The organism is Sphingobacterium sp. SGR-19, from assembly GCF_011043555.1.
Taxonomy (GTDB): Bacteria; Bacteroidota; Bacteroidia; order Sphingobacteriales; family Sphingobacteriaceae; genus Sphingobacterium.
On sequence record NZ_JAAKGS010000010.1, the window covers coordinates 85,876 to 110,758 of the forward strand.

General features: G+C 42.6%; 17 protein-coding genes. 9 read left to right on the plus strand and 8 right to left on the minus strand.

Features of this window, described 5'->3' with window-relative positions; translation table 11 throughout:
* Positions 1–46: 46 nt before the first annotated feature.
* The gene (locus tag G5B43_RS16820) at positions 47–529 is read right to left on the minus strand and encodes an adenylyltransferase/cytidyltransferase family protein (protein WP_240904900.1); all 483 of its coding nucleotides are present in this window, start codon (positions 527–529) and stop codon (positions 47–49) included.
* Between the two features lie 407 nt (positions 530–936).
* On the opposite strand from G5B43_RS16820, the gene treY reads away from it, so the two are divergent.
* The 4 genes from treY to G5B43_RS16840 all read left to right on the plus strand — a co-directional run bounded on the left by treY (position 937) and on the right by G5B43_RS16840 (position 9,589).
* On the plus strand, positions 937–4,977 hold the full coding sequence (treY, locus tag G5B43_RS16825; protein ID WP_165295966.1) for a malto-oligosyltrehalose synthase: 4,041 nt from the start codon (positions 937–939) through the stop codon (positions 4,975–4,977).
* A gap of 85 nt (positions 4,978–5,062) precedes the next feature.
* Positions 5,063–7,180: a glycogen debranching protein GlgX gene (gene glgX / locus G5B43_RS16830; protein ID WP_165295967.1), complete on the plus strand. Its 2,118-nt coding sequence runs from the start codon at positions 5,063–5,065 to the stop codon at positions 7,178–7,180.
* Positions 7,181–7,210: 30 nt separating this feature from the next.
* Positions 7,211–9,055 carry a malto-oligosyltrehalose trehalohydrolase gene (gene treZ, locus G5B43_RS16835; protein ID WP_165295968.1) on the plus strand — a complete coding sequence of 615 codons (1,845 nt, stop codon included), beginning with the start codon at positions 7,211–7,213 and terminating at the stop codon, positions 9,053–9,055.
* A gap of 15 nt (positions 9,056–9,070) precedes the next feature.
* Positions 9,071–9,589 (plus strand): DUF421 domain-containing protein, encoded by a 519-nt coding sequence (locus G5B43_RS16840; protein ID WP_165295969.1) that lies wholly within the window; start codon positions 9,071–9,073, stop codon positions 9,587–9,589.
* A 16-nt stretch (positions 9,590–9,605) separates the two neighbouring features.
* Here the strand turns inward: G5B43_RS16840 and G5B43_RS16845 are convergent, their stop codons facing one another.
* The 4 genes from G5B43_RS16845 to G5B43_RS16860 form a co-directional block, all read right to left on the minus strand.
* Positions 9,606–10,025: a DUF2721 domain-containing protein gene (locus tag G5B43_RS16845; RefSeq protein ID WP_165295970.1), complete on the minus strand. Its 420-nt coding sequence runs from the start codon at positions 10,023–10,025 to the stop codon at positions 9,606–9,608.
* 111 nt (positions 10,026–10,136) lie between these two features.
* A complete protein-coding gene (locus tag G5B43_RS16850) occupies positions 10,137–11,360 on the minus strand; it encodes an MFS transporter (protein ID WP_165295971.1) in 1,224 nt (407 codons plus the stop codon).
* Positions 11,361–11,742: 382 nt separating this feature from the next.
* Positions 11,743–12,186 carry an Hsp20/alpha crystallin family protein gene (locus tag G5B43_RS16855; protein WP_165295972.1) on the minus strand — a complete coding sequence of 148 codons (444 nt, stop codon included), beginning with the start codon at positions 12,184–12,186 and terminating at the stop codon, positions 11,743–11,745.
* A gap of 147 nt (positions 12,187–12,333) precedes the next feature.
* Complete coding sequence (locus G5B43_RS16860; protein ID WP_165295973.1) at positions 12,334–12,699, minus strand: dihydroneopterin aldolase; 366 nt, start codon at positions 12,697–12,699, stop codon at positions 12,334–12,336.
* Positions 12,700–12,792: 93 nt separating this feature from the next.
* Between G5B43_RS16860 and G5B43_RS16865 the strand changes: the two genes are divergently transcribed.
* Positions 12,793–13,527, plus strand: coding sequence for a DUF1080 domain-containing protein (locus G5B43_RS16865; protein WP_165295974.1), 735 nt, complete (start codon positions 12,793–12,795; stop codon positions 13,525–13,527).
* A gap of 51 nt (positions 13,528–13,578) precedes the next feature.
* Here the strand turns inward: G5B43_RS16865 and asnB are convergent, their stop codons facing one another.
* From asnB to G5B43_RS16880, 3 genes are all read right to left on the minus strand, one after another.
* Positions 13,579–15,270, minus strand: a complete 1,692-nt coding sequence (gene asnB, locus G5B43_RS16870) for an asparagine synthase B (protein WP_165295975.1) — start codon at positions 15,268–15,270, stop codon at positions 13,579–13,581.
* 158 nt (positions 15,271–15,428) lie between these two features.
* Positions 15,429–17,267 carry a UbiD family decarboxylase gene (locus G5B43_RS16875; protein WP_165295976.1) on the minus strand — a complete coding sequence of 613 codons (1,839 nt, stop codon included), beginning with the start codon at positions 17,265–17,267 and terminating at the stop codon, positions 15,429–15,431.
* A 68-nt stretch (positions 17,268–17,335) separates the two neighbouring features.
* On the minus strand, positions 17,336–18,193 hold the full coding sequence (locus tag G5B43_RS16880; protein WP_165295977.1) for a hypothetical protein: 858 nt from the start codon (positions 18,191–18,193) through the stop codon (positions 17,336–17,338).
* A gap of 210 nt (positions 18,194–18,403) precedes the next feature.
* Here G5B43_RS16880 and G5B43_RS16885 point away from each other — a divergent pair, with 210 nt between their 5' ends.
* From G5B43_RS16885 to G5B43_RS16900, 4 genes are all read left to right on the plus strand, one after another.
* Positions 18,404–19,639: a deoxyribodipyrimidine photo-lyase gene (locus G5B43_RS16885; RefSeq protein WP_165295978.1), complete on the plus strand. Its 1,236-nt coding sequence runs from the start codon at positions 18,404–18,406 to the stop codon at positions 19,637–19,639.
* Positions 19,640–19,765: 126 nt separating this feature from the next.
* Positions 19,766–22,495, plus strand: coding sequence for a 2-oxoglutarate dehydrogenase E1 component (locus tag G5B43_RS16890; protein WP_165295979.1), 2,730 nt, complete (start codon positions 19,766–19,768; stop codon positions 22,493–22,495).
* Between the two features lie 45 nt (positions 22,496–22,540).
* Positions 22,541–23,779 (plus strand): 2-oxoglutarate dehydrogenase complex dihydrolipoyllysine-residue succinyltransferase, encoded by a 1,239-nt coding sequence (odhB, locus tag G5B43_RS16895; RefSeq protein WP_165295980.1) that lies wholly within the window; start codon positions 22,541–22,543, stop codon positions 23,777–23,779.
* Between the two features lie 93 nt (positions 23,780–23,872).
* Positions 23,873–24,883, plus strand: coding sequence for a hypothetical protein (locus G5B43_RS16900; RefSeq protein WP_165295981.1), 1,011 nt, complete (start codon positions 23,873–23,875; stop codon positions 24,881–24,883).

Sequence of the window (24,883 nt, forward strand, 5' to 3'; positions counted from 1 at the left end):
TTTTTCTGTTAACGTTTTATTACTTTCTCTACGCTACTCCAGCGCCTTATGCATTTAGCCGATGTAATGGCAACTCGATGTTTTCTTTCAGATGAACAATCGAAACCGATTCCTCATGCTGCTTTTCTGCTATAATTTTGCGTAACGACGAACTAGAGAACCGATTCTCCCTACGATTAAAATAAAGCTCGATACCTTTTTCTTCACAGTACTTCCGTCCCGTAAAATTCTTGTCCTTGTACTCGTCCCCCAAAATACGTACGTGGATTTTATAGGAACGAAGTATATCTTCCAAATCCTGTTCCGTAGCATATGGAATGATTTTATCGACGTGTTTACAACCTCGCAATTGCATGTACCGCTCAAACACGGTTTGCGTAGGTTTATTTTTTTCCGGACGGTCTAATGTGGGATCAGTCTGCACACCGCAGATAAGAAAGTCACACTGTTCTTTAGCGTCTTCAAGCATTTTAATGTGTCCTGCATGTAATAAATCAAAGGCAGAAAAAGTTATTCCTATTTTCATCATAGTATTTTTTTTATTTTAAAGGTGATGAAGCTATCAGATTTACTGGATCACTGTGTGATCTGAATAAATCATGACGGTTTCATGGTAAATTATTTTTGTTTTTAGTTTCAATTACATCTATTCAACTTCCTTTTAAGGGCCGATGAAAACTTTATGTAAATAATATTGTCCGGTTATTATTCACATCTCGGTCTCACATAGGTATATAGAGAACACTGTAGCGATATTCTCGTTTTGAAAATTTTTATTTTTATTTTTTTATGACCAAACGTTTACTTTCCGGAACGAGATGAAGATAACGGCAAAAAAGTAAGAACAAAATCCTCCTCTTCGACGTTCTGTGTACATAGGAGCGAATTACAGTGTCTTCTTTATTTCAGGATAATTTTATTTTTAGCGAAACGATAATGGACATACCACGCGGCACGTACCGTATCCAGTTTAACGACAAGTTCACTTTTCAGCATCTCGGACAGATCGTGGACTATCTGCATAACTTGGGTGTTGACACGGTTTATGCTTCTCCTATCTTCCAAGCTACACCGGGTAGTGTGCACGGCTATGATGGAACCGATCCGAACAATACCAACCCCGAAATAGGGACTTTAGATCAACTGATAGACCTCAAAACACAGCTCACCCGACTTGGTATTAAGTGGCTGCAGGACATCGTTCCCAATCACATGGCATTTCATCACGAAAACCGGTGGCTTATGGACGTGTTGGAATATGGGGATTTATCTCCGTATAGTACCTATTTCGACACGGCACACCACGGTGTATTATTTAAAAAAGGCAAGCTAATGGTCCCTATTCTAGGCAAGGGTCTCATTGATACCGTGCAATCGGATGAAATTAAGGTCGTGCTTGACAATCAACGGTTCTATTTTACTTATTTTGATTGGCAACTTCCAATTACCCCTACTTGTTATGACGAAATCAACCAATGCCTAGCAAACATCAATGACGATAAGGAAAAAATATTAGATATATTATCCAGACAACATTATCAACTTTGTCACTGGACCGAAACAGATCAGCGCATAAATTATCGACGTTTCTTTACCATCAATGGGTTGATTTGTTTGAATGTACAGGATGAGGATGTGTTCAAAGGCGTACATCAATTTGTGAGAGAGCTCCTTGCTAAAAAAATTGTGGATGGCCTTCGGATCGATCATATCGATGGGCTTCACAATCCAACTAAATATTTAAGAGATCTGCGAAACATGTGCGGGACGGACACCTATATCGTTGCAGAAAAGATTTTAGAACAAGGGGAGAACCTTCCGCTCAACTGGTCCATCCAAGGTACCACAGGCTACGATTTTTTAGCGCTGTGTAATAATGTTTGTACAGACAACGGCAACGAGAAACTTCTTACCGAATTTTACGATGGGTTTATCGGGAAGTGTATCTCCATTGCAGAATCGCAGATAGAGAAGAAAAGAGCTATTCTAGCTCAACACATGCAGGGAGAAATTGATAACTTATGTCAATTATTTTTGGATCTGGGGCTTGATCTTGGTAACCCTCTTATCGCTAGAGAGGAACTTCGATCGGGTATCGAGGCGTTCTTGGTATATTTTCCGATATACCGCCTTTACGAGGAGAGCTTCCCATTCCCGGTGGAAGCTTATGAAACGATAGCAGCTATTTTCGATGCGATACTGCAGAAAGAACCGGATAATGTTCAAGGAACGGAAAGGCTACGAGATGTCATGAAGCGGGCGCAGTACGAGCCAGACCACGCCTATCGCAAAAACGCAATGGTTTTCTTCCAACGTTGTATGCAATTTACAGGTCCCGTAATGGCTAAGGGTGTCGAGGACACACTCATGTATACCTACAATCGATTCATTGGCCATAACGAAGTTGGTGATCATCCTGCAAATTTTGGTGTTAGCGTGGCCACGTTCCATGATGCGATGCAGAAACGACAAATGCATTGGCCTTCTACACTCAACGCCACAGCAACGCACGACACCAAACGGGGCGAGGATGCAAGGGCTCGTCTGTTGGTACTGACGGCCTGGCCCGAAGCCTGGATAGAACAGCTTAATACCTGGCAAAAAATCGTTAAAGAACATTACGAGGGAGATCTACCACATGCTAACGATATTTACGCTATCTATCAAGCGATTTTTGGTTCTTACCCGATGCCTGGCTGCTCGGACGATGGCTTCGAGGACCGGTTTTTAAATTACCTGACAAAGTACTTACGAGAAGGGAAAGAGCATTCGGCGTGGGCAGACCCGGACGAACGCTATGAGCAGCGTACCCAGCGTTTTGCTCAATTTCTATTAGATAAGGAACGTCCTTTCTACCCGGTTTTCCATACTTATTTAAAAGGTATGGTAGATTTCGGCATCATGAATTCGCTAGCGCAGTTGTTATTAAAACTCACCTGCCCGGGCGTACCGGACATATATCAAGGGACGGAACTCTGGGATTTGAGTTTTGTGGATCCAGACAACAGACGACGAGTTGATTATGCTATCCGGCAGCAATATCTACAGGAAATCGACGAGTTAGCCAACGATAATGTTCTGCCGATACTTTGGAAAGAGCGGTATAACGGCAAGATCAAGCTTTGGTTAATGAAAACTCTGCTCGCTATCCGCAATAAATACAGCTCGATTTTTACAAAAGGCGAATACGTCCCGTTAGAGGTAAAAGGAAAATACCACGAGCATATCTTAGCTTTTGCCCGAAACCATAAAGACGAGTGGTTGGTAGTTGTTGTACCTCTCCATCTGGCAGCCATTGAGGAACTACGAAACCGCGTAGTACAGGGTTTCGATTGGCAAGACACGACCGTTGTTTTACCAAACAGCAAACCGGTGCAATGGCGTCACCTGTTATCCCCGATCGAAGACGAGGGTACAACGTTAGCAATTTCGTCTGTATTTAAGGATTATCCGCTGGCTGTTATTCGTTATAGCAAACCACCGAATCCCAGGAGCGCGGGCGTGTTACTACATATTACTTCGCTGCCTTCACGTTCTGGTATCGGCGATCTCGGCCCAGGCGCATATGATTTCGTTCAATTCTTGGAATCTAGCGGACAACGTTGGTGGCAAATACTACCCCTAGGCCCCACCTCTCAACCCCAATGCCATTCTCCCTATAGCACCCGGAGTGCCATGGCTGGCAACCCCTTATTAATAAGCTTGGAGGCATTAGCAGATGAAGGTTTGTTAACGCAAGAAGAACTGGAAATAGCTACTATGGATGATAGAGGTATGCCGCTTGATTTCGCAAAGGTCGAGTCTATAAAAAGAGCGGGGCTACACATCGCCTTTGAACGGGCGGATCCTGCCAACGACCCGAATTTTAAAACTTTTTGTGCGGAAGAAGGCTATTGGCTGGATGATTACGCCTTATTTGTTGTTTTGCACGACACCTTCTCGGACGCTCCGTGGTATGCTTGGCCGGAGCGGTTTAAATCGCGTCATCCACAAGCACTAGCCCAATTTGAAGCTGAACATCATAAGCAACTTCTCGAAGAAAAATGGACGCAGTACACTTTCTTTAGGCAGTGGAAAAAACTGAAAACGTATTGCGAAGAATGTGGCGTCCGGATCTTAGGTGATGTACCCATGTACGTGGGTTACGACTCGGCGGATGTTTGGGCACATCCACACTTATTTTCGTTAGCGTCGGACGGAAGTCTCCAATCGGTAGCCGGGGTGCCACCGGATTACTTCAATGCGGAAGGCCAGCTCTGGGGTATGCCGGTATATAACTGGCAGGCACTTGAACGGGATAACTATACATGGTGGATGTTAAGATTGGCCCGTAATTGCAAGCTTTTTGATATGGTCCGGCTTGATCATTTTAGGGCGTTCGCGGCATATTGGGAGGTTTCTGTCCAAGACAAGACGGCACAAAATGGCCAGTGGAGACCCGGCCCGGGAAAAGATTTTTTCACGCGGGCAAGAGCTGAATTGGGCAAACTCCCCTTTATTGTAGAAGATCTGGGCGACATCGACGACGCGGTCTATGAACTGCGGGACGCTTTCCAACTTCCTGGAACTAAGGTTCTGCAATTTGCATTTGGCGACAATATGGCGTCGTCACCTCATATTCCACACCATTATACTCGAAATTTCTTCGCCTATACGGGAACACACGACAACAATACTATTTTGGGCTGGTTTAACGAAGAGATTGACGATGCGGCTAAGGAAAGGCTTTCACAATATACATCTATTGCTGCCGACCAAATAAACATTGCCGATATCATGCTGAAGATGGCGTATGCCTCGGTAGCAGATACGGTCATCGTACCCTTGCAAGATATTTTATCCCTTCCGGGAACACACCGTATGAATAACCCAGCGAGCACAAGCGGAAACTGGCAGTGGCGGGCACCACACGATGCTTTTGGTGAGCATGTTAAAACAAAATTACGTCACTATATGGAATTATACGATCGGATATGACGCATAGTATTAAAACTACAGGCAAAATGGAGATTACGCGAGTTTTCATCAGCCATGAAAGAAACTAATTATAAAGATGAAAAAAATGGACACAAAAATACTTGTCGGGTCACCCTACCCGTTAGGTGCCACCTATGATGGCAGCGGTGTGAACTTTGCAATTCATGCTGAAAATGCAGAAGGCGTGGAACTCTGTCTTTTCGAAAATGAAACAGACAAAACGGAGTCTTTGAAAATCACCATCAAAGAACGGACGCATCAGATATGGCATGTCTATATTCCTGACATCGGCCCCGGGCAGCTATATGGATATCGGGTGCATGGTCCTTACGAACCTGCAAAAGGACATCGCTTTAATCCGAACAAGCTTCTAATCGACCCATACGCCAAAGCGATAGCAGGTACGTTACGCTGGGACGACGCCTTATTTGGTTATGACGTGGGGCACCCGGACGCGGATTTAAGCTTTAGTAAAAAAGATAGTGCGGCCTATGTTCCTAAAGGCGTCGTGATCGACGGATCATTTGACTGGGAAGGAGATAAACCGCTGCGAATCCCGATGCACCGTAGTATTATTTACGAGGCGCATGTGAAGGGCTTTACGGCGCGACACCCGGAAATACCGGAAGAGGTAAGAGGCACTTACGCTGCGTTGGCTCATCCTGTAACCATTTCTTACCTCCAATCGCTTGGCGTAACCGCAATAGAACTTCTGCCCATACATCATTTTATTACCGACAGACATCTTGAAGAAAAAGGATTAACAAACTATTGGGGCTATAATACTATCGGGTTCTTCGCTCCGGATATTCGCTACGGATCTACCGGCAGCCAAGGTGAACAGGTTGTTGAGTTCAAAAATATGGTAAAAGAACTCCATCGCGCCGGAATAGAGGTCATATTAGATGTGGTGTATAACCATACGGGCGAAGGCAACGAGATGGGACCGACACTTTCCTTCCGCGGCATTGATAATGCCTCCTACTATCGTCTAACCGAGGACCCGCGCTATTATATGGACTTTACGGGTACGGGAAATACGCTTAACGCACGACTGCCAAATGTTCTCCGTTTAATTATGGATAGCTTGCGCTACTGGATTCAAGAGATGCATATTGACGGCTTTCGATTTGACCTCGCTTCTGCCCTCGCTCGTGAGCTTTACGACGTAAACAAACTGAGTTCATTCTTTGACGTCATTCACCAAGATCCGATTATTTCGCAGGTAAAACTGATTGCCGAGCCGTGGGATATCGGCGAAGGCGGCTACCAAGTGGGCGAATTCCCCCCTGGTTGGGCGGAATGGAATGGGAAATACCGTGATTGTATGCGAGATTATTGGCGGGGCGCAGATAGTATGCTCGGTGAGTTTGCAGATAGGTTAATGGGATCATCTGATCTCTACCAGGATGATAATCGGAGGCCCACCGCCAGTATCAACTTCATCACAGCACACGACGGCTTCACCTTGCATGATCTTGTTTCCTATAACGAGAAGCATAATGAAGCAAATGGTGAGTACAACAAAGACGGTGATAGTCATAATCGTTCGTGGAATTGCGGTGCTGAAGGACCCACTGAAGATCAAGAAATTAACAGCCTACGTACAAAACAGAAAAGAAATCTCCTGACGACGTTGCTCCTTTCACAGGGCGTCCCGATGCTTGTGGCGGGTGACGAATTGGGGCGCTCGCAACAAGGAAATAACAATGCGTACTGCCAAGACAATGATATATCATGGCTCGATTGGGAAGATAGGGATGAAAACCTGATGAATTTTACCAGCCAATTGATTGCTTTCCGGAAAGAACATCCGACGTTCTGCAGACGAAAATGGTTCCAAGGGATTCCTATAAAAGGCATAGGCCTGGAAGATATAGCCTGGTTTAATCCTGAGGGACGCGAGATGGAAGAAGAACATTGGCAGAATGACTTTGCCCGATCGTTAGCTGTTTACTTAAACGGAAATGGCATACGTTCCCTGACCGACGACGGATCTAAAATCGTAGACAACAGTTTTTATGTCATGTTTAATGCTTATTGGGAAGATGTAAATTATAAACTGCCGGGCGCAAAATACGGTAAAGAGTGGGCAGCGGTTATAGACACCAACCTAGAAACTGTCGATACGCATAACACCTATGCCGCTGATACTTCTATCACTGTACCGGAACGTTCCATCATCGTTCTCATGTCGACCTAACTTTTCACGATTGAATCGCAATACGAGCATATGGACAGTAAAAGAATAGCACCGCTGGGTGTAACAATTGTAGACGATAAAGTACAAATAAGAGTTTGGGCACCAAAAGCCAGAAACGTGATATGCCGTACCTATCAACCTGATGTAGATATCCTTTTGACACCGCAAGTTCATGGCTATTGGTATGCGGAAAGCACGCGCATAGCAGCTGAACAGCAGTATCATTTTATTGTCGACGGGGAAGCATTTCCCGATCCCGCGTCCCGCTCCCAACCGGAAGGCGTACATGAACCATCGGCTGTTGTTGATCTCCGGTTCGATTGGACCGATCAAAATTATCAATGTCCGTCTTTACGTGATTTCATTATTTACGAACTTCATATAGGTACATTTTCGCCAACGCACGATTTTAATGGCGTCGTCGAACGCTTGCCTTATCTTAAAAACTTAGGTATAACGGCTATAGAAATTATGCCGGTTGCGCAATTCCCCGGCGAAAGAAATTGGGGATATGACGGAACCTTTTTATTTGCTGTACAACACTCGTATGGAGGCGCCCGGGGTTTGCAGCGGCTGGTAGACGCTTGCCATCGAGAGGAGATCGCCGTAATTCTAGACGTTGTATATAACCATTTTGGTCCGGAAGGCAATTACCTAGAGAAATATGGCCCATATCTTACGGAAAAATACCATACACCTTGGGGAAAAGCTGTAAATTACGATGATTCTTGGAATCACGGGATACGTGATTTCGTCTGTGAAAATGCCCGGATGTGGTTCGAGGATTTTCATATCGATGCACTTCGTTTGGATGCCGTCCACGCGATAAAAGATTTCAGTCCCTCTCATATACTTCAGGATATCAGACGTACGACCGATGTTTTAATGCGTGAAACCGGACGGACACATTATCTGATAGCGGAATGTGATCTCAACGATAAACGTTTCTTAGAACCATTGGGGCAGAATGGCTTTGCTATGGATGCACAATGGCTTGATGAGTTCCATCACGCCTTGCGTGTCGCTGCTGGTGAAGAAAAAAAAGGATACTTCAAAGAATTTAATGGTGTAGCAGATTTAGCAAAAGCTTATGAACAGGCTTATGTGTTTACAGGACAATATTCTACGCATCGTCAAAAGTTTTTTGGCAGCAGTGCTGAAGGTATTCCCGGAGACAAATTCGTTGCTTTTTCACAGAATCATGATCAGGTCGGTAACCGCATGCTCGGTGAACGCAGCAGTATTTTGTTCACGCCGGATTTACAGCGTTTGATGGCTATGGCGGTTATGGTATCTCCATTTATTCCGTTGTTGTTTATGGGCGAAGAATGGGCTTCAAAAAAGCCTTTTCTTTATTTTGTAAGCCATAGTGACCCCGATTTGATCGCGGCTGTCCGGAAAGGGCGCAGCGAAGAATTTACTGATTTTCACGGCGATGGAGAAGTTCCCGACCCGCAGGATGTAAAAACCTTCGATGACAGTGTGCTGGATTGGGACGAAAAAGATAAGCCGTTGCATCAACGTATGTTGCACTATTATCAAGATCTAATTACCTTACGAAAGTCCCATACGGTACTTCGGAATCTAAAAAGGGAAGATCTTCGTGTAAGTTGCGATCCGCAGAAAGGCATACTGATCCTACATTTTGAGCACGCAGGAGAAACGCTTATTGGTATGCTCAACTTTTCATCGTCGGCACAACACTTTGCCATTCCAGAAGATAAAACGTGGGAAAAAGTCTTGGATACAGCCGACAACAGATGGGGCGCCGTTTGTCCAACGGTGTTGACTGATGGCGTCGTGCATATCCCTGCTCAAACAGGTATTATAATGCAAGGTGCAGATTTAGACGAAAACAGTACACAATCATCCTAACTAAAAATAATTGATATGGAAGACGTGTTTTTTAGCGACGGCAAAAACCTATTAAGAATCATTATTGCAACCGTTGTGTCGTATTTTGCAATTTTGGCGGTTATCCGAATTATGGGGAAAAGAACATTGGCTAAAATGAATGCATTTGACTTTGTAGTCACCATAACACTCGGTTCAACGTTATCGTCTATGTTGCTTAACAACGTCCCTGTACTAGATGGCACGGTTGCTGTATTGATCATAGTATCTTTACAATATCTGATAGCTTATTTGGCACAACGCTCGCAAACAATCGAAAAAAAGATTAACTCCACCCCTACTATCCTTTTTTATAATGGGGAATTCATTAAAGAAGCCTTAGAAAAGGAAAGAATCACTAAGGAAGAAGTACTCGCGGAGATCCGAAGCTACCGCTTGGAACAGCTGAGCGAAGTCCGTGCAGTAATTATGGAGATAAACGGCACATTTAGCGTTATAAAAAAAGGATCCGGCGAGGAACCTACGTCATTAACGGATTTAAATCCTGGCGTATAATGTTGATATTAAGTGCTTATTCTCCTTGATTTCTATCGGCTTTCTTTCCGGAATCCATATCACTCAATTCGAGTTCTAGGGCTTTGTTGCTCAATTGAATTTCTACAAAAGAAATACCTAATGACACGGTGAAAAACAAAAGACTCATTGCAAAAGCGATCTCAGCCACCAATACATTGTCTAGGTAGATACCATACATACACAAAATGCAGCTTATAAAGCTTAATACGCCCATGCCTTGCATATGTCGTAATAATTTAAGCCGGTAACGAAGATTTCCAATCTGACCTTGCAACACACCTTTTTTATTATGCTCAAGATATTTGGCATGCAGGCTTCGCACTAAAGCAGCCAAGGCAAGAAACCGATTTGTATATGCCAACATAATTAAGCTGATAGCCGGAAAGAGTAAAGCTGCCGTGTTGTATGTTATCATGAGCTGAACGGTAATCTTTTTACACTGAAGAACAAATATGTATCAAAGATATAAAGCTCTTGTTTAAAATCCATATCGATCTGTAAGTCTTTTCGGCAAAATTTGGATTAGCTATTTTTTCCCTAAACCCATAATAAAGCGGTTAAAAAATGATAAAACACCAATGAGGGCTATAATTCCGCCGAGCACGATGAAGATATTATTCACCCCGAAGAAATCTGCCGCCCATCCGGTTCCAAGTAAACCAATGACAGTAGGAATAATAGCCATACTGAAATAGAGAGAGAAAACACGTCCCATAACTTCCGGGCGTACCTCTTCTTGCAATACCGTCATGAAGCTTGCGTTATAGATTGTTGCCGCCACGCCACCAATAGTCGTTAAACCGACCAAGATCCAAAAGGTGTTGGGCGGGATAATACCGGATAAAGACAGCGTTAGACCAAGTACGATGTTCATTATATTAATCATCACTACTTTTCGTATGGTGGGTTTAAAAATTCCCAATAGCGCCCCGCCTACCAGCATACCAATTCCCCACACCATTTCTACTATACTCATTTCCCATTTGCCTCCACCAAAGTATTGTAAGGTTAACAATGGAAACAAAACAGCTACAGGCATAATACAAAAGGTACCAACCGAAGTATAAATAAACAGCCATGTTAATCCTCTGTTATCTAAAATAGCCCTAAAGCCTAATTTTAGATCGTTCCAAGCTTGTGCGAAGCTGGCTTTTGCCTTTTCGGGTATGTCAGGGTTGGGAATATAGACAAATAGCAGTGCGGTGATAGCTACCACGGCACCAACAATATCCAGCAACAAAACATTACCAATAGACAACAATGTGATCGCCAGTGCTCCCAAAGCAGGACCTGCTATTGCAGAAATTGACTGTATCATCTGGTTAATACCAGCGATGCGTAACAACTCGCTCTCGGGTGCAATCATCGGAATGGACGCTTGCATAGCGGGCATATGGAAGGCCGATCCTACCGAACGCAGCGCGAGCATAGCATATATTAGAATAAGACTTTCGTACCCAAGATAAAAACTAATCGACATCACCAATGTGCACAGCGCTACGAAGCCATCGGCAAACATCATGGTTTTCTTTCGGTTCCACCGGTCAATATATATCCCAGCAAACGGACCAATAACCGCAGCAGGTAACATTCCTGCGATAGCACCATACGCGAGCACCTCGGCAGATCCATGTTCAATACTTAACCATATAATAATCGCGAAATTCACGGCTGAGCTCGTAATCAATGATATAAACTGCCCAATCCATATAATGAGGAATTTCTTTTTCCAATTCTCTTTTTCGTGCATAAACTTTTCTATGTAAAACGTAATCTTTCGAACGTTTTGTAACCAAACAATAAAATGTATATATGAATAAAATAAGCGCGAAATGGCTTATTTAATGGATATCTAGGCACTGTGGATACCTAGCGTTTACGCTATTCTGTCGCGTACAATTAATATCCTATATAGAGAAGTTATTTTCATTAGAACATCGTTTTAAAAGGTCAAGAAGCGCACATGAGCTGATTTCATTTTCGGCTCCCTTTTTTTGAAGCGTAGCTCACGCAAGTTTCAGGATAAGGCAAAGGTAAAAAAAAGAAACTACTTTTTATTAAAAAACAAAAGCCCCTGCAAAAATCTGCAGGGGCTTTCTTCTCACCTTAAAACAACACCACACTACTTACAATTATTTTACTTCGATAAGTCTTTTTGCCACAATAGCATCTTCTTTCTTACCAACTGTTACTTGCAGTACACCATCTACATATTCTGCTTCGATGTCATTGTAGTTTACAGACTCCGGCAGTGAAAAAGAGCGTGTAAAAGATGTATAATTGAACTCTTTTTTACTGTACAATTTTTCTTCCACTTCTGTTTCTTCTTTTTTCTCCGCAGAAATGGTAATCAGATTTTTATCTACGTTGATCTTGAAATCTGATTTTTGTAGTCCGGGGGCTGCCAACTCAATTTTGAAAGCCTTATCGGTTTCCGCAATATTCACCGCGGGAACGCGGGTCACCAAACGATCCGAAATAAACGAATCGTTAAAAATATTGTCAAAAAAACTGTTAACATAAGGGTTAACTACATCTGAATTGACGGTTCTGTTCGGAAATTTGATTAATGCCATTTTATGTCCTCCTAATTTTTTAATTTTTCTTTGTTTGTTACGCTTGATATTAATCAAAGTTTGTACCGAAATAACAAAACCCAAAATATAAGACATTATGTCACACCACACTAATTAATAAAGACAAAATGTCATTAAAATTGTTTTTTATGTTCTATAATGTAGCGAAACGACTGTTTGCACTTCATCGTGTCCAAATGGTGGCGTTGTTTTACGAATAGAAACCCGTACTTCATCGAGAAAACTATAACGCGCCTGTATACCGGAAAGCAGCTCTTCTGCTGCAGACTCAAGTAGTTTCCGCTCTTTTTTCATGACCGCACACGTGAGGTGGTAAAGTTCTTCGTAATTAACGGTATTCGTTAATTCTTCCGCATCGGGATTACGGAAAGGAAAATAGACAGACACATCCACAAAAAATTCATTTCCCAGAATACGTTCTTCTTCATAATAACCAATAGGTGAAAAAAAACGCACCTTATGTAATGCTACTTCTTGTATGACTGATCCCATATACAAACATATAAAAAAATAAAACCGAGATGTAAATGTAGAAATTAATACATATTATTGCTGTAACCAAAAGCAACAAAAAACATTATTCAAATGAAGACTCAATTGGGAAGCACATTATTATTTTTGGCATTATCTATAAGCAGTATGGCGCAGACAAAATTCAAACCGGAAGACACAGAATTTTATTCCCCGAAGCCTCCTATTATCACGCTTAAAAACCAAATGCCCAGCGATGCGATCGTTCTCTTCGACGGGACAAACCTTGAACAATGGGTAAGTCGCAACGAACCCAGACAACCGGCTGCCTGGACGGTGGCAAACGGCATACTCACTGTTAAACCGAAGACAGGTGACATCCAGACCAAACAAGTATTTGAGGATTTCCAACTTCATGTGGAATGGAAAAGTCCGGAAACGATAAAAGGCAAAGGCCAAGGACGTGGAAATAGCGGCATATTCCTTCAAGGTCTATATGAAGTACAGATATTGGATAACGATAACAATCCAACCTACGTCAACGGCCAGGCCGGAAGCATCTACAAACAAAGGCCTCCGCTAGTAGAAGTAAGGGCCGCAGAAGACAAATGGCACCGTTACGACATCGTTTATAAAGCACCGCGATTTAATAAAGATGGCATGGTGATCAGCAAAGGTAGTGTTACGGTGTTACATAACGGCGTATTGATACAGAACAATACTCAAATCGAGGGCACTACAGAATATATAGGTTTACCAAAAATGCAAGCACATGGTGCGGGGCCTGTTATATTGCAGGACCACGGCGATTTAGTGAATTTCCGTAATATCTGGATTAGGCCCCTATAAGTAAAGGCGCTGCATGCAGTGCCTTTACTTATAAAAGATCCATAAATAATGTTAAACGGCTGTGTGAGCTGTTTTTTCATAACTATCGTTATGCACATGGGCAACTGCCCTACCCGATGGATCGTTCATGTTCTGGAAAGAAGCATCCCAAGCTAGCGCCTCTGGTGTGCTACAAGCAACAGACTTCACAGACGGCACCGTTTTAGCCGCAGCTTCCGAAGGAAAATGGGATTCAAAAATGGATCGATATAAAAATTCTTCTTTATTCTTAGGTGTGTTGACCGGAAAACGAGTTACTGCTGTCTCAAATTCAACATCCGAAACCTTGTTTTCTGCCAACTCTTTTAGTGTATCTATCCAGCTGTATCCTACACCGTCAGAAAACTGCTCCTTTTGTCGCCAGGCTATGCTTTCCGGTAGATAGTCTTCAAATGCTTTTCTCACTACCCACTTTTCCATCCTTCCGTCTTTAATCATCTTATCTGCCGGATTGATCGTCATAGCGACATCCATAAATTCCTTATCCAGAAAAGGTACACGCCCCTCAACACCCCATGCTGCCAACGATTTGTTCGCTCGAAGACAATCATACAGGTATAGTTTTCCTAATTTGCGAACGGTCTCTTCGTGAAATTCCTGCGCATTAGGCGCTTTATGAAAGTAGAGATATCCACCAAATAATTCATCCGAGCCTTCACCAGACAATACCATTTTGATACCCATAGATTTGATCACACGTGACAAAAGATACATCGGTGTTGATGCGCGTACGGTCGTTACATCATAAGTTTCTAGATGGTAAATCACGTCACGGATAGCATCCAAACCTTCTTGAATCGTAAAATTAATTTCATGATGGATCGTACCGATATGGTCAGCGGCCTTCTTTGCCGCAATCAAATCAGGTGCACCTTTTAATCCTACTGCAAAAGAATGCAATTGCGGATACCAAGCGGCTTCTTTCCCACCGGTTTCGATACGTGTAGAAGCAAATTTCTTTGTGATGGCAGCGATAACAGAAGAATCCAGCCCGCCAGATAGTAATACGCCATAGGGAACGTCTGACATTAACTGGCGTTGTACCGCTTCTTCTAGTGCTTGACGCAATTTTGCCACATCCGTTTCGTTATCTTTCACGGCATCGTAAGACTCCCAATCACGCACGTACCACTTCTTGGGTTCGCTTCCCTCCTTACTGTACAGGTAATGTCCCGGAGGAAATTGTGCTATCTCTACACAGAAGCCTTCCAACGATTTTAATTCGGAAGCAACGAAAAGCTGTCCACTTTCGTCTTTACCATAATATAAGGGGATGATACCCATATGATCACGCGCAATCAAAAAAGAGTTATCGCGCGCATCGTATAACGCAAAGCCAAATATACCATTCAAGTCCTCTATAAACGAAGCACCTTTCGCCAGATATAATGCCAAAATAACTTCCGAATCCGACTGTGTGGTAAATTCGTAATTAGGTAGTGTATTTCGAAGTTGTTGATGATTATAGATTTCACCATTCACGGCAAGAACAACGTTTCCATCCGGACTGAATAACGGCTGACTTCCCGATATAGGATCCACGATAGCTAGACGCTCATGCGCCAAAATAGCTTTCTCGCTGGTAAAGATGCCCGACCAATCTGGTCCGCGGTGACGAATACGTTTTGACATTTCCAATACCTGCGGCCTTAACTTCTCTGAGGAGAATGGCTTTAATTTAAAAGCACCGACAATTCCACACATAAATTTAAATTTTAATACTGTTTACTAGCTTTCATTTGCATAATGACACAAAGAAACATATTAAAAAATTAAATTCATAATATTATTTGATTTTTATTGAAAATAAAACAAAAAAACAACAGTTTGCTTATCAAAATATCATAAAAACAAAGACTTCATTAAATAACTCCATGTAAAGAACCACCTTTTGCACCCAAACGATCGACCCTCCGTTCCACGGCATCGTCTTTGATTAAATCCGGGGCGTGGTGAGGTTTGCTACGCGCGTCGATAATGAGAGGTCCCTTGCACCCCCAATGTTTAAAGGAGGTAAAACTATCTATGCCATAGATATCATAAGCAGGATTGCTGCGGGTAAAGGTTACCCAAACGAAATTATTAATCGTATCTGCCGTAAAAGCTGCATCGTCTGCCAATACAATCAATTGGATACCGTTCCAATCCTGGGATTGCGCTTCTTTGCACCATGCACTAATAGTTCCTTCCTCGTCAGTATATGTGGTAAAAGACTGTCCGTCCAGCACAATAACACCCGGTAGCGGCATTTTAGCCTGATTAAATGGACCAGGAAGATTTAAGGACGTCGGCATTTCTTTACACAGCTCTCGTTTTTTCCTTCCTACCGCTGCAAACGTGACCTTTGAACCGGCGTTCAGTCCATCACCGGAATAATCTAACGTATCCATGGTCGTATTCGTTAGAAAGTGCAAATCGCGAGTTAGGTCAATGCGCTCTAAAATATGCATAAAAAATCTCGGGATATCATGAATATCCAACTGCGGGTTATCTTCATGAGCGCCAATGAAAAGATATTTCGCTAAACTAAGCTGGTTCGTTCCCAATATCTGATTGGCAATCGTCAAGACCTCTTGCGGGCGTTCCACGGTTTGATAAGGTGTATACCGTTCGCTTCCTATCGCAAACAGCAATGGGTGCACACCTGCCGGATCAACTGCATGGACAGCGTGCAAACCATTTATTTGTTGCGGAATAGCGTTGCCTGTGATTTCATGAATCAGCGCACCAAAACTTGTATCTTCCTGCGGTGGTCTTCCGACGACCGTAAATGACCAGATGGGATTTTGACGATGATAAACTTTATGCACTTTCATTAAAGGAAATGGGTGTGTCAAGCTATAATAGCCTATATGATCACCGAACGGGCCCTCAGGCTTGTTTTCATTGGGGTATACCGTGCCGGTGATAACGAAATCTGCATCTGCCGAAATACAAAATCCCTCATCGTCATAAAAATAACGAAACCGTCGGTTACCCAATGCTCCCGCAAAAATCATCTCCGAGAGACCTTCGGGCAACGGCATCACTGCCGAGAGCGGATGCGAAGGCGGCCCTCCAACAAAAACACTGACCTTTAAGGGCATACCAAGCTGATTTGCTCTCGTTTGATGTACGCCGATCCCGCGGTGTAGTTGATAGTGAAGACCAATTTCTTTATCGGGTATATATTCGTTTCCAGATAACTGTATGCGATACATTCCTAGATTAGCTTGCATAATACCCGGACGCGAAACATCTTCAGTATAAACCTGAGGCATCGTCACAAACGCGCCACCATCCATCGGCCAATTGATCACTTGCGGTAATGCAGAAATTTGCGTCTGCCCGTACAAAATAGGGGCTCCGCTTTTCTTCTTCCATGGAAGTGCACCAAGTGCAACCATAGATGAGCCAATGTAAGAAAAAGGATTTTTCAATACGGACATGGGGTTCATCTTCACGTCGACTAATTTTTTCACGTGGTCTAAAGTATCACGAAACATAAATTTAGAACGATCCAATGTCCCAAAGAGGTTGGAGACAGCAGGAAACTCAGAACCTTTAATATTTTCGAAAAAAAGTGCCGGTCCTTCTGCATCAAATACCCGCATGTGGATAGCTGCCATTTCTAAATATGGGTCGACCTCTTCTTTGATGCGCACCAAATGCCCGTGTTGCTCCAAATCAGCGACACATGCTGCTAAACTGTTGTATCCCATTCCATGCTCAATATAGTGAACAACAAAAATAACAGAATAACCCGAAAACAGGCAATGGTTAAGGAATATTACTCTGCCAAAAGAATTTCTTTCAATGGGGTAAATGTAAAAGGCAAATTGGCTCGCCAACTGTTATCAACGACTCCATCAACCTGTATAAGCCGTAAAAATTCTGCTGCCTCCGTATTGTCGCTGATCTTTCGTTGATATATCAATCTAAACAACCAATTCGGCAAGGATATCATCCATTGTGATTTCAGTTTCAATTTTAACCTACGGTAAAGACGATAAAAATCAACAGTCGAAATTACATCCCCTCCTCCTATTTCCAGCACATTGTGGTGAAAGGCAGGAACATCCAAAATCGCCTTTAACCACCGTATAAAATCATGTATCCCGATAGGCTGGAATCGCCCGCCACCATATTGTCTGGAATAAAACACCATCTTATAACCAGACACCTGCTTATAAATATCATAGATTAAGCAATCTTCACCCACGACGATATTTTTCAAAACCACCGTATAATCCATATTAAATTCTTCTAACAAGTCTAGGATGGGTTGTAAACACCGTTTGTCCATTATTCGAGCCACATAAACCAGCCTATCACAATTTAGACGTTTTATCAAGCGGATAAAATTACGCAAGCACAACAATTCCACTCTTACATTGACCATGTCATCCAATGCAGGAACTTGGGTAAAGTAATAAGATGCATCTAGGTACGGGAGTCCAATATTACCGTCGGCATCACCCTTCAACAAATCTATCTCAAATATCCTGGCACGTATCGGGTCAGCCATACGCTCTTCGAACAGCTTTCTATTTCTCGTGATAGCGAACAAGCGAAAGTCCTCATCGGCCATCAGGCTGGTACATCGCCGCCCTACGTAATTATTGAGTCCGCTTATCAATATATCCATAAAAAATTCAGTTATATAATTATCTGATTTCATAACACAATAGAACTATGAATGTTCGCAGCAAATTCCATTTGTTACAAAAAATGAGTTCTACTTTTTTGCGACTTTATTTGTCTCCCCTTTGTAAAAAGACCTCATACACCTAAATGGCATCGTATTTTACCCTATATTTGTGTCAATCGTTAACATTTCCGCTTTGCATTTTCTTGTATGACAAAAAAGGTAATTTTAGTATGGTTTAGGAATGATCTGCGTGTTCATGATAATGAAATTTTACATGAGGCCGTACAAAAGGGTGATATTGTCATACCCGTTTATTTTTTTGATCCACGCTATTTCAGAACAAACGATTCAGGTTTTCAGAATACGGGTGTTATCCGAGCTAAGTTTCTTTTGGACTCTGTTGCCCATTTCAAGGTGACTCTACAAGAAATGGGTGCTGACTTGTTGGTTTTTCATGCACAACCTGAAGACATCATAGGTACGCTTTGTGCCAAATACGAAGTAACTGAAGTGTATCATCACCGGGAGGTTGCCCAGCGAGAAACGAGCATATCAGAACGTGTGGAAGAGGCACTTTGGAAAGAAAAAATTAATTTAAAGCATTTTATTGGGCATACGCTCTATCATAAGGAAGATTTGCCCATCCCTATTAGAGACATTCCTGACCCTTTCAATTCGTTCAAGAAAAAAGTAGAAAAAGAGAGCTTCGTACGGCCTGTCCTGCCGGCCGTCACCCGTATCACGACTCATCCACATCTGGAAACAACGCACATCCCCACATTGGAAGCATTAGGCTTTTCATCAGAAGTCATAGCATCGTTGGACGACGTGGGAGTTCCTTTACACGGAGGAGAGGAAAAAGCGCTGGAAATGATTGAAATTACACTCGCGACAGATTACAATAATATAAACGACTATAACCTCATATCCCCTTATATTGCAACTGGAGCAATTTCACCGGCTTTTTACTACCATAAAATTAAAGCGCATTACCTTCCTTCAAATAAGAAGAAATATGACCGATTATTAACTCGCCTTTTATGGCGGGATTATTTCCGATTTATGTTAAAAAAATATCCAAATATTTTTTTTAAACCAAGCGATTCGAAAAAAAGTACAAGAGTGACTTCCGGAATTACTTTAAAAGAACGCATAGCAGATGGCAACTATCCCCCTGCTATCCGTGAACTTATCCGAGAACTGCAGACGACAGGAAACCTACCTTATGAGTACAGGGAAATCTTGGCTGCCTATATGCTGCAAGAGTGGCATGTCGACCATTTAACCGGAGCAAGTTTTTTTGAAGAATATTTATTAGACTATGCGCCTGCAACGACGTACGGTTATTGGCTTCACTTTGCCGGCTCCGGCACGAGTCAAAAAGACAATTTAAAAATATCCTGGGAAGAGTTACTGAAGAAAAACTACCGTAATAAAAAATGAAACGATAACTTGCCTGGTTACTGGCGGATACCTGCTTTTCAAACTTGTTTTTTATTACATTTATCCGTGATATAATATGTAATAATTATTAACTTTGGACAAAATTTTTATACGTAAGATTTCCTCATGGATAAATTAACATATTTGAGTAACGCGGATTCAGGATATATTGACTCGTTATATCAAGCATACAAGGAAGACCCAAGTTCAATAGACGCCAGCTGGCAAAAGTTTTTTGAAGGATTCGATTTCGGACAAACCTATGGAGGAGAAACTACTGCCGAACAAACTCCCGAACACACGATTAAAGAAATCAAAGTATTAAACATGATTCACGGTTATCGTGACCGTGGACACTTGTTCACCGAAACCAATCCTGTTCGTGAGCGCCGCAAGTATTTCCCTGGCAAGGAGCTGGAAACGTTTGGGTTATCTGATTCGGATATGGATACGGTTTTCAATGCCGGTGTAGAAATTGGTCTCGGTCCTGCAAAACTCCGTGATATCCGTCAATTTATCGAGGAGACCTACTGTCGTTCTATTGGCGCAGAGTTTCGTTATATTCGCCATCCCGAAAAAATCAAGTTTTTGCAAGACCGGATGGAAGCGGATAGAAATATACCCAACTTCCCGATAGAAACCAAAAAGCGTATTTTAAAGAAGTTAAATGAAGCCGTCATTTTCGAGAGCTTTTTGGGCACTAAGTTTTTGGGACAAAAGAGATTTTCGTTAGAAGGTGGAGAATCTTTGATTCCAGCACTGGACTCTGTTATTCAAAAAGGATCCTCTCTCGGAATAGAAGAATTTGTTATTGGCATGGCACACCGCGGCCGTCTGAATGTGTTGTCCAATATTATGGGCAAAGCCTATAAAACTATATTTTCTGAATTTGAAGGAAAAATGTATGAAGCTGACCCAGAAACGCAGTTTGGTGGCGACGTGAAATACCACTTAGGTTTTTCTTCTGATATTACCAGCCAAGAAGGCAAAAATATTCACCTTAGCCTCGCACCAAATCCATCACATCTGGAAACCGTAGATGGTGTGGCAGAAGGTATGGTTCGTTCCAAAATTGACATGAAATATGCCGGCGATTCTTCTAAAATTGCGCCGATCCTTATTCATGGCGATGCAGCCGTAGCTGCACAGGGCATTGTATTTGAAACCATACAGATGTCAAAATTGGATGGGTATAAAACTGGCGGCACCATCCATATCGTGATTAACAACCAGGTTGGTTTCACGACAAACTATAAAGATGGACGGTCTTCTACCTACTGTACAGACATCGCAAAAGTAACATTATCTCCTGTTTTCCATGTCAATGGGGATGACGTAGAAGCATTAGTATATGCGATTAATTTGGCAGTAGAGTATCGTCAGAAATATAAAACGGATGTGTTTATCGATTTGTTAGGCTATAGAAGATATGGACATAACGAAGCAGATGAACCGAAGTTCACACAACCTTCACTATATAAACTCATTGAAAAGCATCCGAACACCTTGGCAATATACGTGGACAAATTGATTAAACAAGGTTCTATCGATGCTGCGTACGCAAAAACGCTAGAAAAAGATTTCCGTGCGATTTTACAGGATCGTTTAGATGCGGCGAAAACGGTAGAGGAGATCAGTGATGAACGTCCGATGTTTGCAGGGGCATGGAAAGGTCTTCGTCCGGCGAAACAATCGGATATTGGCAAACCCGTAATCACTAAAGTTACTAAAACGTTGTTCTTAGAACTGGCAAAGGAAATGAATACCCTACCAAAGGGCAAGAAATTCTTCCGAAAGATTACCAAAGTATATGAGGATCGATTAAAAATGATCGAAACGGACAAATACGATTGGGCAATGGGTGAGCTAATGGCTTACGCCACCTTATTGAACGAAGATTATCGTGTCCGTATCTCCGGACAAGATGTGCAACGCGGTACATTCTCGCACCGCCACGCGGTAGTTACATTGGAGGATTCGGACGAAACGTACACCCCACTTAGCAAATTAAAAGGGGGGGATAAGTTTAGTATCTACAATTCGCTGCTTTCAGAATACGCGGTATTAGCATTTGAATATGGCTATGCGTCGGTTAATCCCAATTCATTGACGATTTGGGAAGCTCAATTTGGTGACTTCGCCAACGGTGCACAAATCGTATTTGACCAATATATCTCCTCGGGAGAAACAAAATGGAAACGCTCCAACGGGCTTGTTATGCTCCTTCCTCATGGGATGGAAGGACAAGGGCCAGAGCACTCTTCATGCCGTATAGAACGTTATCTGGAATTGAGTGCGAATGACAATATTATCGTGGCGAATTGTACTACACCGGCCAACTTCTTCCATATACTACGCCGCCAGCTTCACCGAGAGTTCCGTAAACCCTTGGTCGTAGCAACGCCGAAGAGCCTTTTACGTCATCCTAAAGCGGTTTCTTCCCTTGCTGATTTTACGCAAAAGGGTTTCCAAGAGATACTGGACGATACAAATGTAACAGCAAAATCTGTTAAGCGTGTCGTGTTATGTTCGGGCAAGATTTATTACGATCTGGTCGAGAAACAAGAAGCTGATAAGCGTAAAGATGTCGCGCTGGTACGTGTAGAGCAACTATTCCCTATTGCATACGATCAACTGGAAGCACTTCGCAAGAAATATGCGAAAGCAGAGTTCGTATGGGTACAGGAAGAGAATGAAAACATGGGGGCATGGCCTTTCTACTGTCGTAAACTTAGTGGTTCATCGCTGAACCTGCGCGTTATAGCACGCCCGGAAAGCGGATCGCCTGCTACGGGATATATGAAACGTCATTTGGCACAACAAGCAGAGATAATTAATAAAGCATTCGAAATATAAAACATATCAACAATTATCCTTGTTGATATAATAGAGAAAAACAATATGAGCTTAGAAATCAAAGTACCTGCCGTAGGAGAATCGATCACAGAAGTGACCTTGGCACAATGGCTAAAACAAGATGGCGATTACGTTGAAATGGACGAAAACATCGCTGAATTGGAATCCGACAAAGCGACTTTTGAATTACCTGCAGAAAAGGCAGGGATCCTTAAAATTATTGCACAGGAGGGTGACACTTTAGAAATTGGTGCGGTCGTATGTACCATCGAAGATGGGGATGCTCCGGCTGGAGGTACAGATAAACAAGAAGAGGCTCCTGCTGCAAAAGAAGAGACAACTGCGCCGGCAAAAGAGGAAACTGAAAGCTCAGATTCTTATGCTGCGGGAACAGCATCTCCGGCTGCGGCGAAAATATTAAGAGAAAAAGGAATCGACCCGTCGACCATCAAAGGCACCGGCAAAGATGGTCGTATTACCAAAGAGGACGCAGAGAAAGCACAAGCAAAACCTGCAGCTCCTAAAGCAGAAAGCAAACCTGCCGCTGCTCCAGCTGCATCTACTCCTGTTGCTGCTGCGGGCTCACGCAACGAACGTCGGGAAAAGATGACGTCGCTCCGTAAAACAATCGCGAAACGTTTGGTAAGCGTGAAGAATGAAACGGCGATGTTAACTACTTTTAACGAGGTAAACATGCAGCCTATCATGGATCTTCGTGCGAAATACAAAGACGCCTTTAAAGAAAAACATGGTGTTGGTCTAGGTTTCATGTCATTCTTTACGAAAGCTGTAACCATGGCGTTGAAGGAATGGCCTGCGGTGAATGCACGCATCGAAGAAAACGAAATCGTCTACTCAGATTTCGCTGATATTTCTATCGCCGTATCTGCTCCGAAGGGTTTGGTGGTTCCAGTTATCCGCAACGCGGAATCCATGAGCCTGTATCAAATTGAAAAAGAAGTTATTAATCTCGCAACAAAAGCACGTGATAACAAATTGACTATTGAGGAAATGACAGGTGGAACATTTACCATCACCAACGGTGGTGTGTTTGGTTCCATGATGTCTACACCGATCATCAACGCTCCTCAATCGGCTATTTTGGGCATGCATAATATCGTGCAACGTCCAGTAGCTGAAAACGGGCAGGTGGTTATCCGTCCAATGATGTATATCGCGTTATCTTATGATCACCGAACTATTGATGGCCGCGAATCCGTTAGCTTTCTCGTTCGTGTGAAGCAATTACTGGAAGATCCAGCAAGGTTATTATTAGAAGTATAAATAGATACCTATACACTCTAAAAGGTCGTCTTCTTCTATAGAGAGACGACCTTTTTTCTGAAAACACGCTTTTGCTATGGACAACTATTACTCATGAAAGAATATATACTCGTTTTAGCTATTGCCGTCACTTGCTTCGGCGTTACCTCGACATCCAAAGCACAGCAACAAATCGGTTTAGAAGTTGATTTCTTTGGATATGCTGATAATAGAGAATATAAATCAGTCTATACAGAAGATAAAACTTTCTTTGACGCCATTTTATCCCCTAAACTTTATTTTGCGCTAGACAGTAACCACCGCATCTATGGTGGACTTCATTACAATCAGGATTTCGGCATACATAGTGAAAATAAGAAGCGTATCTCCCCTATTGCTTACTACAATTTTCGCAATAAAAATATTGATTTTGCATTAGGACACATGCCCCGCCATGAGCGATTGGCTGACGTGCCCAGAATCGTATTAGCCGATACATTTATGTATGATCGTCCGAATATAGAAGGTATGTATTTTGCTTTCCGCAACCAATATATGAAACAGGCGATCTATATCGATTGGCTGAGTAAACAAAGCTATCATCATCGGGAACGTTTTGTAGTTGGTCTTTCGGGAAAATATACTTTCGGTAGCTTCTATCTAATCGACGATGCTCTACTCTACCATAACGCAAAAACAAGCAATGAAGAGCTTGAAGATAATATACAGGATAATGGTATCGTCATGCTGCGTATGGGTGCTGATTTAAGCCGTAAGACATTTTTGGACTCGCTGACTGTAGATGTTGGTATGGCCATTGGCTTCGACCGTGTACGCAACGAGTATGACCTCCGTGTAGCAAGAGGTTTTATTTCCAACATTTACATCGGATATAAACGGTTTTTCATAGGCAACGCCTTATACCTTGGTGATGCCCAAAATCTTCCCAACGGCGATTCCTTTTATCAGCGGGATACGTACAACCGTCTTGATTTGGGCTGGACACCTTTCAGAAAGGGAAGTCTGGAAGGGAGGTTTACGGCCTCATTCCATTTCGCACCGGATCAACTCAGTAACCAACAAGCATTTACCTTACGGTACCGGTTCGGAAAAGTATTGTTTTAA